At 66.3% G+C, this 11749-nt stretch carries 23 protein-coding genes; all 23 read right to left on the reverse strand.

Going from position 1 to position 11749, the window contains the following annotated elements; translation table 11 throughout:
- Positions 1-51: 51 nt before the first annotated feature.
- The 23 genes from ACFOWB_RS18745 to rpsJ all read right to left on the reverse strand — a co-directional run bounded on the left by ACFOWB_RS18745 (position 52) and on the right by rpsJ (position 11621).
- Positions 52-648: an adenylate kinase gene (locus ACFOWB_RS18745; RefSeq protein ID WP_378148802.1), complete on the reverse strand. Its 597-nt coding sequence runs from the start codon at positions 646-648 to the stop codon at positions 52-54.
- Complete coding sequence (gene secY, locus ACFOWB_RS18750) at positions 645-1982, reverse strand: preprotein translocase subunit SecY (protein WP_261403613.1); 1338 nt, start codon at positions 1980-1982, stop codon at positions 645-647. Before secY ends, ACFOWB_RS18745 begins: the two co-directional genes overlap by 4 nt.
- A gap of 96 nt (positions 1983-2078) precedes the next feature.
- Positions 2079-2570 carry a 50S ribosomal protein L15 gene (gene rplO / locus ACFOWB_RS18755; protein WP_261403614.1) on the reverse strand — a complete coding sequence of 164 codons (492 nt, stop codon included), beginning with the start codon at positions 2568-2570 and terminating at the stop codon, positions 2079-2081.
- 17 nt (positions 2571-2587) lie between these two features.
- Positions 2588-2794 carry a 50S ribosomal protein L30 gene (gene rpmD, locus ACFOWB_RS18760; RefSeq protein ID WP_261403615.1) on the reverse strand — a complete coding sequence of 69 codons (207 nt, stop codon included), beginning with the start codon at positions 2792-2794 and terminating at the stop codon, positions 2588-2590.
- A 30-nt stretch (positions 2795-2824) separates the two neighbouring features.
- Positions 2825-3391: a 30S ribosomal protein S5 gene (gene rpsE, locus ACFOWB_RS18765; protein WP_261403616.1), complete on the reverse strand. Its 567-nt coding sequence runs from the start codon at positions 3389-3391 to the stop codon at positions 2825-2827.
- A gap of 29 nt (positions 3392-3420) precedes the next feature.
- On the reverse strand, positions 3421-3783 hold the full coding sequence (rplR, locus tag ACFOWB_RS18770; protein ID WP_378148803.1) for a 50S ribosomal protein L18: 363 nt from the start codon (positions 3781-3783) through the stop codon (positions 3421-3423).
- 12 nt (positions 3784-3795) lie between these two features.
- Positions 3796-4329 (reverse strand): 50S ribosomal protein L6, encoded by a 534-nt coding sequence (gene rplF, locus ACFOWB_RS18775; protein ID WP_261403617.1) that lies wholly within the window; start codon positions 4327-4329, stop codon positions 3796-3798.
- Positions 4330-4371: 42 nt separating this feature from the next.
- Positions 4372-4767, reverse strand: a complete 396-nt coding sequence (rpsH, locus tag ACFOWB_RS18780; protein WP_261403618.1) for a 30S ribosomal protein S8 — start codon at positions 4765-4767, stop codon at positions 4372-4374.
- A 10-nt stretch (positions 4768-4777) separates the two neighbouring features.
- Entirely contained in the window at positions 4778-5083 is a 306-nt protein-coding gene (gene rpsN / locus ACFOWB_RS18785; RefSeq protein WP_261403619.1) for a 30S ribosomal protein S14, read from the reverse strand.
- A 12-nt stretch (positions 5084-5095) separates the two neighbouring features.
- Positions 5096-5653 carry a 50S ribosomal protein L5 gene (gene rplE, locus ACFOWB_RS18790; RefSeq protein ID WP_261403620.1) on the reverse strand — a complete coding sequence of 186 codons (558 nt, stop codon included), beginning with the start codon at positions 5651-5653 and terminating at the stop codon, positions 5096-5098.
- Complete coding sequence (rplX, locus tag ACFOWB_RS18795; protein WP_261403621.1) at positions 5646-5972, reverse strand: 50S ribosomal protein L24; 327 nt, start codon at positions 5970-5972, stop codon at positions 5646-5648. Before rplX ends, rplE begins: the two co-directional genes overlap by 8 nt.
- Complete coding sequence (rplN, locus tag ACFOWB_RS18800; protein ID WP_261403622.1) at positions 5972-6340, reverse strand: 50S ribosomal protein L14; 369 nt, start codon at positions 6338-6340, stop codon at positions 5972-5974. The genes rplX and rplN overlap by 1 nt, the downstream gene beginning before the upstream one ends.
- Positions 6341-6417: 77 nt before the next feature.
- Complete coding sequence (gene rpsQ / locus ACFOWB_RS18805) at positions 6418-6690, reverse strand: 30S ribosomal protein S17 (protein ID WP_261403623.1); 273 nt, start codon at positions 6688-6690, stop codon at positions 6418-6420.
- Positions 6691-6702: 12 nt separating this feature from the next.
- Positions 6703-6903 (reverse strand): 50S ribosomal protein L29, encoded by a 201-nt coding sequence (gene rpmC, locus ACFOWB_RS18810; RefSeq protein WP_261403624.1) that lies wholly within the window; start codon positions 6901-6903, stop codon positions 6703-6705.
- Between the two features lie 11 nt (positions 6904-6914).
- Positions 6915-7328, reverse strand: a complete 414-nt coding sequence (rplP, locus tag ACFOWB_RS18815; RefSeq protein WP_261403625.1) for a 50S ribosomal protein L16 — start codon at positions 7326-7328, stop codon at positions 6915-6917.
- Between the two features lie 25 nt (positions 7329-7353).
- Positions 7354-8058 carry a 30S ribosomal protein S3 gene (gene rpsC, locus ACFOWB_RS18820; protein WP_261403626.1) on the reverse strand — a complete coding sequence of 235 codons (705 nt, stop codon included), beginning with the start codon at positions 8056-8058 and terminating at the stop codon, positions 7354-7356.
- Between the two features lie 10 nt (positions 8059-8068).
- The gene (gene rplV, locus ACFOWB_RS18825) at positions 8069-8458 is read right to left on the reverse strand and encodes a 50S ribosomal protein L22 (protein ID WP_261403627.1); all 390 of its coding nucleotides are present in this window, start codon (positions 8456-8458) and stop codon (positions 8069-8071) included.
- A gap of 4 nt (positions 8459-8462) precedes the next feature.
- Complete coding sequence (gene rpsS, locus ACFOWB_RS18830) at positions 8463-8741, reverse strand: 30S ribosomal protein S19 (RefSeq protein ID WP_261403628.1); 279 nt, start codon at positions 8739-8741, stop codon at positions 8463-8465.
- Positions 8742-8753: 12 nt separating this feature from the next.
- Positions 8754-9590, reverse strand: a complete 837-nt coding sequence (gene rplB / locus ACFOWB_RS18835) for a 50S ribosomal protein L2 (protein ID WP_378148804.1) — start codon at positions 9588-9590, stop codon at positions 8754-8756.
- Positions 9591-9612: 22 nt separating this feature from the next.
- The gene (locus ACFOWB_RS18840; protein WP_261403629.1) at positions 9613-9906 is read right to left on the reverse strand and encodes a 50S ribosomal protein L23; all 294 of its coding nucleotides are present in this window, start codon (positions 9904-9906) and stop codon (positions 9613-9615) included.
- The gene (gene rplD / locus ACFOWB_RS18845; protein ID WP_261403630.1) at positions 9903-10526 is read right to left on the reverse strand and encodes a 50S ribosomal protein L4; all 624 of its coding nucleotides are present in this window, start codon (positions 10524-10526) and stop codon (positions 9903-9905) included. The genes ACFOWB_RS18840 and rplD overlap by 4 nt, the downstream gene beginning before the upstream one ends.
- Positions 10526-11281, reverse strand: a complete 756-nt coding sequence (gene rplC, locus ACFOWB_RS18850) for a 50S ribosomal protein L3 (protein WP_261403631.1) — start codon at positions 11279-11281, stop codon at positions 10526-10528. The genes rplD and rplC overlap by 1 nt, the downstream gene beginning before the upstream one ends.
- A gap of 31 nt (positions 11282-11312) precedes the next feature.
- Complete coding sequence (gene rpsJ, locus ACFOWB_RS18855) at positions 11313-11621, reverse strand: 30S ribosomal protein S10 (RefSeq protein ID WP_020178162.1); 309 nt, start codon at positions 11619-11621, stop codon at positions 11313-11315.
- Positions 11622-11749 lie beyond the last annotated feature (128 nt).

The following is an 11749-nucleotide window of genomic DNA, read 5'->3' on the forward strand; positions in this document are numbered from 1 at the left end:
AGCCGGGGGACAACGACCGAAACTCCGACCCTGCGCCCCGCGGCGGGTCCGTCAGCCCGCGCTGACGGTCTCGGAGAGAATCGCCTCGATCTGCTCCGTCACCTCGTCGATCGACGCCATGCCGTCGACCGTGGCGTGAAGCCCCTTCGATTCGTAGAACGGCCGGAGCTGGCTGGTGACGCGGTTGAAGTCGGCGATGCGCTTCCTGACCGTCTCCGGAGCGTCGTCAGGGCGCAGGGGCTTGCCGGCCGCGGCGGCGTCGCGCGCGCGGCCCTCGACGCGGGCGAGCAGCGCGTTGTCGTCGACCACGAGCTCGATCACGGCGTCGAGGCGGAGATCCTTCTCCTCGAGCATGCGCTCGAGCGCCTCGGCCTGGGCGACGGTGCGCGGGAAGCCGTCGAGGATGAAGCCCTTCTTGGCGTCCGGCTCGTCGATGCGGTCGGCGACGATCTTGACCACGAGGCCGTCCGAGCAGAGCTCGCCGCGCGCCATCACGTCCTTGGCTTCGAGGCCGACAGGCGAACCCGCGGCGACGGCCGCGCGCAGCATGTCGCCGGTGGAGAGCTGGACGATGCCGTGCTTCTCGACGAGGCGCTCAGCCTGGGTGCCTTTACCGGCGCCGGGCGGTCCGAGAAGAATCAGCCTCATCTACGTTTTCCTCTGAGCCGGGCCTTCTTGATGAGGCCCTCGTACTGCGCCGCGTAGAGATGCCCCTGCACCTGCGCCACCGTGTCCATCGTAACAGACACCACGATCAGGAGCGAAGTCCCGCCAAAGTAGAATGGCACTGCGGCCCAGGAGATGAGGATCTCGGGAATCACGCAGACGAGCGCGATGTAGGCGGCGCCGACGACGGTGATGCGGGTCAGCACGTAGTCGATGTACTCGGCGGTGCGCTCGCCCGGACGGATGCCGGGAATGAAGCCGCCGTACTTCTTCAGGTTGTCCGCCGTCTCCTTCGGGTTGAAGACGATCGCGGTGTAGAAGAAGCAGAAGAACACGATCAGCGCGACGTAGAGCGCCATGTAGAGCGGCCGGCCGTGGGCGAGGTACGACGTGATGGTCGTGAGCCAGCCCGAGGCGGTCCCCTGCGCCGAGAAGTTCGCCACGGTCGTCGGCAGCAGCAGCAGCGAGGAGGCGAAGATCGGCGGAATGACGCCGGCGGTGTTGAGCTTCAGCGGCAGGTGCGAGCTCTCGCCGCCCGTCATGCGGTTCTGGCTGACCTGTCGCTTCGGATACTGAATCAGCAGCCGGCGCTGGGCGCGCTCCATATAGACCACGAGCGCGATGACGCCGATCGCCATCACGATGATGCCGATGATGAGCGCGTTCGACAGCGCGCCCTGGCGGTTGAGCTCGAACGCGCCGGCGATGGCCGCCGGGAGCTCGGCCACGATGCCGGCGAAGATGATCAGCGAGATGCCGTTGCCGATGCCGCGCGCGGTGATCTGCTCGCCGAGCCACATCAGGAACATGGTGCCGCCGGTCAGGGTGATGACCGTGGAGATCTTGAAGAACCAGCCCGGATCCACGACCACGTTGGCCTGACCCTCGAGGCCGACCGCGATGCCGTAGGCCTGGACCGTCGCCAGCGCCACCGTCCCGTAGCGGGTGTACTGGTTGATGATCTTGCGGCCCTGCTCGCCCTCCTTCTTCAGAGCCTCGAGGTGCGGCGAGACGGTCGTCATCAGCTGCACGATGATCGAGGCGGAGATGTAGGGCATGATGGCGAGCGCGAAGATCGCCATGCGGCCGACGGCGCCGCCCGAGAACATGTTGAACAGGCCGATGATGCCCGTCGACTGCTGACGGAACACCTCGGCGAGAGCCGCCGGGTTGATGCCGGGCATCGGGATGTACGTGCCGAGGCGGTAAATGATCAGCGCGCCAAGTGTGAACCAGATACGCTTCTTCAGCTCGTCGGCCTTTGAAAAGGCCGAGAAATTCAAGTTGGCGGCAAGCTGCTCTGCGGCGGAAGCCATCTACGCCCTCGTCCGTCTGGACCACAAAATGAAACGCCGCCCCAGCCGGGGCCCGACGGACCCGGCAGGGACGGCGCGCGCCGTTAGATAGGCGATTTACGCGGGTTCCGCATCGGCCTTTTCGACGGCCGGCGCGAGAAGCGTCACCTTGCCGCCAAGCTTCTCGATCACGTCCGCGACAGTCTTGGAGACCGCGTAGACCTCGAGGTCGAGCTTCGTCTTGAGCTCGCCGCGGCCGAGAACCTTCACGCCGTCACGCTTCTTCGAGAGAACGCCGGCCTCGACCAGCGCCTCCTCGGTAACGGGCTTCTTGGCGTCGAGCTTGCCGGCGTCCACCGCCTGCTGGAGCCGCGCGAGGTTCACCTCGTTCAGATCCTTGGCGAAGATGTTGGTGAAGCCGCGCTTCGGCAGACGCCTGTAGAGCGGCATCTGGCCGCCCTCGAACGCCTTGATGGCGACGCCGGTGCGCGACTTCTGACCCTTCACGCCGCGGCCGCCGGTCTTGCCCTTGCCGGAGCCGATGCCGCGTCCGACGCGCATCCGCTTCTTGGTGGCGCCGGGGTTGTCTCTGAGTTCGTTGAGCTTCATCGTCTTCTCTCCGACGCTCAGGCTTCGACGCGCACGAGGTGCGCGACCTTGGCGATCATGCCGCGCACCGCGGGGGTGTCGATCAGCTCGCGGCGCTTGCCGATCCGGCCGAGGCCGAGACCGACGAGGGTCTGCTGCTGGTCGAACGGGCGGCGGGTCGACGAACCCGTCTGGACGACGGTCACGGTCGCGCCTTCGACCTTCTTCTTCTCAGTTGCGGCCATGATCAGGCTCCTTCAAGCGATGTCCGACGGTCAGCCTTCGGCGACCGCGTCGGCGTCGACGTCCTTGCGGCGGGCCTGCAGGGTCGAAACCTTGAGGCCGCGGCGAGCGGCGACCGAACGCGGGCTGTCTTCCGCCTTGAGGGCGTCGAACGTCGCGCGGACCATGTTGTACGGGTTCGACGAGCCGAGCGACTTCGCGACGACGTCATGGACGCCGAGCGTTTCGAAGACGGCGCGCATCGGACCGCCGGCGATGATGCCGGTGCCGGCCGGGGCGGCGCGCAGCACGACCTTGCCGGCGCCGTGGCGGCCGTCGACGTCGTGATGGAGCGTCCGGCCTTCGCGCAGCGGCACGCGGATCAGGCCGCGCTTGGCGGCTTCCGTCGCCTTGCGGATGGCCTCCGGCACCTCGCGGGCCTTGCCGTGGCCGAAGCCGACGCGGCCCTTCTGGTCGCCGACGACGACGAGAGCGGCGAAGCCGAAGCGACGGCCGCCCTTCACCACCTTGGCGACGCGGTTGATGTGGACCAGCTTGTCGACGAACTCGCTGTCCTCGCGTTCACGTTCGCGGCGGTTCTCTCTGGGCTCACGAGCCATTTAAGTGTCCTCTTCCCTTCGAGCGGGCTTCAGAAGTTGAGCCCGCCCTCACGGGCGGCCTCGGCCAGGGCCTTGACCCGGCCGTGATAGATGTAGGCGCCGCGATCGAACACGACCTCGGTGACGCCGGCCGCCTTGGCGCGCTCGGCCACAAGCTTGCCGATCTCGCTCGCCGCGGCCATGTCCGCGCCGGTCTTCTTCGCGGCGCGGAAATCCTTGTCGAGCGTCGAGGCCGAAGCCAGCGTCACGCCGCGCTCGTCATCGATGACCTGCGCGTAGATCTGCTTCGACGAACGGTGGATCGACAGGCGCGGACGCCCGTTGGCCGCCGCGCGAAGCGCGCGGCGCACGCGCGCCTTGCGGCGCGCCTCAGTCGCAAGTTTCTTCGCCATCGGTCCCGGCCCTTACTTCTTCTTGCCTTCCTTGCGGAAGATGAACTCGCCCGCGTACTTAACACCCTTGCCCTTGTAAGGCTCGGGGCGGCGGAAGTCGCGGATTTCGGCCGCGACCTGACCAACCTGCTGACGGTTGATCCCGGTGATGGTCACTTCGGTCGGCTTGCCCGTCACGATCTGGATCCCGTCCGGGATCGGGTAGATCACGTCGTGGCTGTAACCAAGCGCGAGAACCAGGTTCTTGCCCTGGACCGACGCGCGGTAACCGACACCGGTGATCTCGAGCTTCTTCTCGAAACCCTTGGTGACGCCCTCGACGAGGTTCGACACCATGGTGCGCGACATGCCCCACATCGAGCGGGCGCGCTTGGTCTCGTCCTTCGGCTGGACCGAAACCTTGCCGTCCTTGAACTCGACGACGACGTCGTCGTGGACCGTGAAGGCGAGCTCGCCCTTCGGTCCCTTAACCTTGACGTTCTGACCGTCGACCGCCGCGGTGACGCCCGACGGCACGTCGATCGGCTTTTTGCCGATGCGCGACATGATCGCTCTCCTAATCCTTCGTGGAAGACCCTTCGCCCAGCGTCAGAAGACGCGGCAAAGGATCTCCCCGCCCACGTTGTTGTCGCGGGCGTCGTGATCCGCCATCACGCCCTTGGGCGTGGAGAGGATCGAGATGCCGAGGCCGTTCGCCACGCGCGGAAGATTGTCGACCGACGCGTAGACGCGGCGGCCGGGCTTCGAGACGCGCTGAAGCTCGCGGATGACCGGCGCGCCGTCATAGTACTTGAGCTCGATCTCGAACTCGGTGCGGCCATTGGTCAGCTCCGTCTGCGTGTAACCGCGGATGTAGCCTTCCGACTGAAGGACGTCGAGCACATGCGCGCGGAGCTTGGAGCCCGGCGTCGAGCACGAGGTCTTGTTCCGCATATGCGCGTTGCGGATGCGCGTCAGCATATCGCCGAGGGGGTCGTTCACCATCGGTCCCTCCTCACCAGCTGGACTTCAGAAGGCCCGGGACCAAGCCCTTGGAGCCTAGATCACGGATCGCGATACGCGAGATGCCGAGCTTGCGGTAATAGGCCCGCGGGCGTCCCGTGACTTCGCAGCGATTGCGGATGCGGGTCTTCGACCCGTTCCGCGGCAGTTCGGCGAGCTTGAGCCGCGCCGCGAACCGGTCCTCGAGGTCGAGGTTCGGGTTCTTGGCGATCGCCTTGAGCTCCGCGCGCTTCGCGGCGTCGCGGGCGACCATCTTGCGACGGCGGGTGTTCTTCTCGATCGCGCTTTTCTTAGCCATGCGATCCTCCCGTCACTGCCTGAAGGGGAAGTTGAAGGCGCGCAGCAGGGCGCGCGCCTCGTCGTCAGACTTCGCCGTCGTGCAGACGATGACGTCCATGCCCCAGACCTGGTCGATCTTGTCGTACTCGATCTCGGGGAACACGATGTGCTCCTTGATGCCCATGGCGTAGTTGCCACGGCCGTCGAAGCTCTTCGGGTTCAGGCCGCGGAAGTCGCGAACGCGCGGCAGCGCGATCGTGACCAGGCGGTCAATGAAGTCGTACATGCGGGCGCGGCGCAGGGTGACCTTGCAGCCGACCGACTGGCCTTCGCGCAGCTTGAACGTCGCGATCGAGGTGCGCGCCTTGGTGATGACCGGCTTCTGCCCGGCGATCTTGGCGAGCTCCGACGCGGCGGTCGTGGCCTTCTTCGAGTCGGCGACGGCCTCGCCCACGCCCATGTTCAGCACGATCTTCTCGATCGAGGGAACGGCCATGGGGTTCTTATAGCCGAACTCTTCGATGAGCTGGGCCCGGACCACGTCGTCGTAATGCCGCTTCAGGCGCGGCGTGTAAGCGGCCTCAGCCATCGATGCGCTCCCCGGACCGCGCAGCCACGCGGACCTTCGTCTGGTTCGCGCCTTCGCCCTCGATCTTGAAGGAGACGCGCGTCGGCTTGCCGTCCTTCGGATCGGCGAGCGCGATGTTCGAGAGATGGATGGAGGCCTCCTTGCGGATGATGCCGCCTTCCTGGTTCTGGGTCTGCCGCTGATGCTTCATCACGACGTTGACGCCCTGCACGACGGCGCGCGTCTCCTTCGGGAGCACCTTCAGCACTTCGCCGGTCTTGCCCTTGTCCTTGCCGGCGAGAACGACGACCTTGTCGCCCTTCTTGATCTTTGCGGCCATCACAACACCTCCGGCGCGAGCGAGATGATCTTCATGTGGTTCTTGGCGCGAAGCTCGCGCGGAACCGGGCCGAAGATGCGCGTGCCGACCGGCTCCTTCTGATTGTTGATCAGAACGGCGGCGTTGCGGTCGAAGCGGATCACCGAGCCGTCGACGCGGCGGATGTCCTTGGCCGTGCGAACGACGACCGCCTTCATGACGTCGCCCTTCTTCACGCGACCGCGCGGGATCGCCTCCTTGACCGACACCACGATGATGTCGCCCACGGCGGCGTAGCGGCGGCCGGCGCCGCCCAGAACCTTGATGCACATCACGCGCTTGGCGCCGCTGTTGTCAGCGACATCCAAGTTGCTCTGCATCTGAATCATGGCCTTAGCCTTTCAATTTCGCCCGGACCGGTATCCACGAACTCTGCGGACCTCGCCCGGCGGGCCGTTTCAGATGATCACTCGGTCGGCGCAGGGGCCGAGGCGTCGGCGTCGACTGAGGCGTCGGGTCGAACGACCCAGCGCTTCAGCCGGGAGATCGGACGGCTCTCCTCGATCCAGACGAGGTCCCCGACCTTGAAGGCCTGGTTCTCGTCATGGGCGTGGTAGTGCTTCGTCCGGCGCACCGTCTTCTTCAGCAGCGGGTGCGTGAAGCGGCGCTCCACCTTGACCACGACGGTCTTGGCGTTCTTGTCGGAAATGACGGTCCCGAGCAGGACTCTCTTCGGCATTGTGTCCTCCTCTTACTTGGCTTCGGCGCGCTTGGCGGCCGCGACCGTCATAACGCGGGCAATGTCACGGCGAACCGTCTTCACCCGCGAGGTGTTCTCGAGCTGTCCCGTCGCCTTCTGGAAGCGAAGGTTGAACTGCTCCTTCTTCAGCTTGACGACCTCGTCGTCGAGCTGGTCCGCGGTCATCGCGCGGAAATCCTGAGCCTTGGTCATGATCTCAGCCCTCACTCGGCGACGCGCTGGACGAAACGGGTGCGGATCGGAAGCTTCGCCGCGGCGAGCTGCAGGGCCTCACGGGCGATGTCGAGCGGCACGCCGTCGATCTCGAACATGATGCGGCCCGGCTTGACCTTAGCGGCCCAGTACTCGTTCGCGCCCTTGCCCTTACCCATGCGCACTTCGGTCGGCTTCTTGGAGACCGGCACGTCCGGGAAGACGCGGATCCACACGCGGCCGGCGCGCTTCATGTGACGGGTCAGAGCGCGGCGAGCCGCCTCGATCTGACGCGCGGTGATGCGCTCGGGCTCCATGGCCTTGAGGCCATAGGCGCCGAAGTCCAGCTCAAAGCCGCCCTTGGCCGCGCCAGAGATGCGGCCCTTGAACTGCTTGCGGAACTTGGTCTTCTTCGGTTGCAGCATTGTTCAAACTCCCGGTCGAACCGCCTCAGGCCGCGTGATCGCGACGCTGGGGACGGCCGCCGTCGCCGTCGTTCAGACGCTTGTCCTGGGCCATGGGGTCATGCTCCATGACCTCGCCCTTGAAGATCCACACCTTCACGCCGCAGGTGCCCATCGCGGTCTTCGCGGTGGCGACGCCGTAGTCGACGTCGGCGCGCAGCGTGTGCAGCGGAACGCGGCCCTCGCGGTACCACTCGGTGCGGGCGATCTCCGCGCCGCCGAGACGGCCGGCGCAGTTGATGCGGATGCCCTCGGCGCCGAGACGCATGGCCGACTGGACCGCGCGCTTCATCGCCCGGCGGAACGCCACGCGGCGCTCGAGCTGCTGGGCGATCGACTCCGCGACGAGCGTCGAGTCGATCTCGGGCTTGCGCACCTCAACGATGTTGATGTGCACTTCCGACGAGGTCATCGAGCCGACCTTCTTGCGAAGCTTCTCGATGTCCGCGCCCTTCTTGCCGATCACGATGCCCGGACGCGCCGAGTAGATCGACACGCGGCACTTCTTGTGCGGGCGCTCGATGACGATCTTGGAGACCGCCGCCTGCTTCAGATCCTTCAGGAGCGCGTCGCGGATCGCGATGTCTTCCTGCAGGAGCTTGCCGTACTCGCCCTTGCTGGCGAACCAGCGCGAGTCCCACGTGCGGTTGATGCCGAGCCGAAGCCCGATCGGGTTGACCTTGTGACCCATCGTCTTCTCCTCAAGCCTTGGCCGACGCCTGCTCGACCTGACGAACGACGATCGTCAGGTGCGAGAACGGCTTCTGGATCGTGCCCACGCGGCCACGGGCTCGCGGCGAGAACCGGCGCATCACGATGGACTTGCCGACGAACGCCTCGGAGACGATCAGGTCGTCCACGTCGAGATCATGGTTGTTCTCGGCGTTGGCGATGGCGCTCTCGAGCGTCTTCTTCACCTGGCCGGCGATGCGCTTGCGCGAGAAGGTGAGGTCGGCGAGCGCCGTCTCGACCTTCTTGCCGCGGATCAGCTGAGCGACGAGGTTGAGCTTCTGCGGCGAGATCCGGACCATGCGCAGCACGGCCTTGGCCTCGTTCTCGGGAAGCGCGCGCTTGGCGGCTGGCTTGCCCATCGGATTACTTCCTCTTCGCCTTCTTGTCCGCCGCATGACCGTAGAAGGTCCGCGTCGGAGCGAATTCGCCGAGCTTGTGGCCGATCATCTCTTCGTTGACCGACACGGGCACATGCTTCTGGCCGTTGTAGACCCCGAAGGTGAGGCCGACGAACTGCGGCAGGATGGTCGAACGGCGGCTCCAGGTCTTGATGACCTCGTTGCGGGTCGAACCGCGGGCCACGTCCGCCTTCTTAAGCAGGTACCCGTCGACGAAGGGACCCTTCCAGATTGAACGAGACATTCTCGGGCTCCCTTACTTCTTCTTCCGGGCGTGCCGGCTCGTGGCGATGAACTTGTCGGTCGCCTTGTTCGAACGCGTGCGCTTGCCCTTGGTGGGCTTGCCCCACGGGGTGACGGGGTGGCGGCCGCCCGAGGTGCGGCCTTCGCCGCCGCCATGCGGATGGTCGACCGGGTTCATGGTCACGCCGCGGTTGTGCGGCTTGCGGCCGAGCCAGCGCGAACGGCCGGCCTTGCCGAGATTGATGTTGGCGTGGTCGGGGTTCGACACCGCGCCGATGGTGCCGAAGCACTGGCCGTGCACGAGGCGCTGCTCGCCGGAAGACAGGCGGAGCGTCACGTAGCCCTGGTCACGAGCGACGATCTGGGCGTAGGAGCCCGCCGACCGCGCGATCTGGCCGCCGCGACCGATCTTGATCTCGACGTTGTGCACGATCGTGCCGACCGGCGCGACGCCGAGCGGCATCGCGTTGCCCGGCTTCACGTCGACCTGGGCGCCCGCGACGACCTGGTCGCCGACATTGAGGCGCTGCGGCGCGAGGATGTAGGCGAGCTCGCCGTCCTCGTAGCGGATCAGCGCGATGAACGCCGAACGGTTGGGATCGTACTCGATCCGATCGACGGTCGCCGGCACGTCCAGCTTGCGACGCTTGAAGTCGATCAGGCGGTAGGTCCGCTTGTGGCCGCCGCCGCGGAACCGCACCGTGATGCGGCCGAGGTTGTTGCGGCCGCCGGAGGACGTGAGTCCCTCCGTCAGCTGCTTGACCGGCTTGCCCTTGTAGAGCGCCGACCGGTCGACGATCACGAGCTGGCGAAGGCTCGGAGTGATCGGGTTGTAGGTCTTCAAAGCCATAGCTGTTCTCCGGTCCTCAGCCTCAGAGGCCCGTCGTCACGTCGATGGCGTGGCCTTCGGCCAGCGTCACGATCGCGCGCTTGGTGTCGCCCTGCCGGCCGAGGCGGCCGCGGAAACGCTTTTCCTTGCCCTTGCGGACGAGGGTGTTCACGCTCACGACCTTCACGTCGAAGAGCTTCTCCACCGCCGCCTTGATCTGCGGCTTGGTGGCGGTGTCAGCGACCTTGAACACCACCTTGTTCTGCTCGGAAGCGTAGGTGGCCTTCTCGGTGATGATCGGCGCGCGGATGACGTCGTAGTGGCGAAGGTCGGTCATTTGAAGCGCGCCTCCAGCGCATCGATGGCGGCCTTGGTCAGCACGAGCGTGTCGCGGCGAAGGATGTCGTAGACGTTGATGCCCTGCACCGGCAGCACGTCCACGGTGTGGACGGCGCGCGAGGCGAGCTTCACGTTGGCGTCGACGTCGGCGCCGTCGATGACCAGCGCGTTCGAGAAGCCAAGCTTCTCGATCTGCGCCAGGAACGCCTTGGTCTTACCCTCGGTCAGCGCGAAGTCGTCGAGCACGACGATCTGCTCGCCCTTGGCCTTGGCCGAGAGAGCGTGCTTCAGGCCGAGCGCGCGGACCTTCTTCGGCAGGTCGTGCTCATGAGAGCGCACGACCGGACCGAAAGCGCGGCCGCCGCCACGGAACTGCGGAGCCGACGCCTGGGCGTGACGGGCGCGGCCCGTGCCCTTCTGCTTGTACATCTTCTTGCCCGTGCGGGCGATGTCCGAGCGGCCCTTGGTGACATGCGTGCCGGCCTGACGGCGGGCGAGCTGCCAGCGAACGACGCGGTGCAGGATGTCGGTCCGCGGCTCAAGGCCGAAGATCTCGTCCGAAAGCGTGACCTTGTCGCCCGACTTGCCGTCGGCCTTGGTGATCGCGATCTCAACCATCACGCGGTCTCCCCGGCGGTCGTTTCAGTGGCCGGGGCCTCCTCGACCGGGGTCGAAGCCGGGGCGTCGGACTGCTGCCCACGCTCACGGAACTTGCCCGGCATCGGAATGCCCTCGGGAAGCTTGGTCTTCACGGCGTCGCGCACCAGGATCCAGCCGCCCTTGACGCCCGGAACCGCGCCCTCGACGAGGATCAGACCGCGCTCCGGATCGGTGGAGACCACCTTCAGGTTCTGCGTGGTGACGCGCTCGTCGCCGAGATGACCGGCCATCTTCTTGTTCTTGAAGACCTTGCCCGGATCCTGACGGCCGCCGGTCGAACCGTGCGAACGGTGCGAAACGGAGACGCCGTGAGTGGCGCGAAGGCCGCCGAAGTTCCAGCGCTTCATCGCGCCGGCGAAGCCCTTGCCGGTCGAGGTGCCGGTGACGTCGACGCGCTGGCCGGCGACGAAGTGGTCCGCGGTGAGCTCGGCGCCCACGGGGATCACGGCGTCGTCGGAGACGCGGAACTCCACGACCTTCCGCTTCGGCTCGACCTCGGCCTTGGCGAAACCGCCACGCTCGGCCTTGGTGACGTTCTTCGGCTTGCGCGAACCCGCGCCGAGCTGAAGAGCCACATAACCATTCGTCTCGACCGTGCGGTGGGCGACCACCTGGCACATGTCGACCTTAAGCACGGTGACCGGCACATGCTCGCCAGCGTCGGTGAAGACGCGGGTCATGCCCAGCTTCTGTGCGATGAGTCCGGAGCGCATCCGCCTCGTCCTTCTACTCAGTGAGCCTGGATCAGAGCTTGATCTCGACGTCGACGCCGGCGGCGAGGTCGAGCTTCATCAGCGCGTCCACGGTCTGCGGCGTCGGGTCGACGATGTCGAGAAGACGCTTGTGCGTCCGAATCTCGAACTGCTCGCGGCTCTTCTTGTCGACGTGGGGCGAGCGGTTCACCGTGAACTTCTCGATCCGCGTCGGCAGCGGGATGGGGCCGCGCACCTGGGCGCCGGTCCGCTTAGCCGTCGACACGATCTCCCGGGTGGAGGTGTCGAGGATGCGGTGATCGAACGCCTTGAGGCGGATCCGGATGTTCTGGCCGTTCATGGGTCTACCGTCTCCACGGGTCGGAGGCAGGCCGGTTAAGCCGGCCCCCTTCCGCGTCAGGAAAGTTCAATCACTCGATGATGGTGGCGACGACGCCGGCGCCGACGGTTCGGCCGCCTTCGCGGATG

The organism is Chenggangzhangella methanolivorans, assembly GCF_042648545.1.
GTDB classification, from domain to species: domain Bacteria; phylum Pseudomonadota; class Alphaproteobacteria; order Rhizobiales; family Methylopilaceae; genus Methylopila; species Methylopila methanolivorans.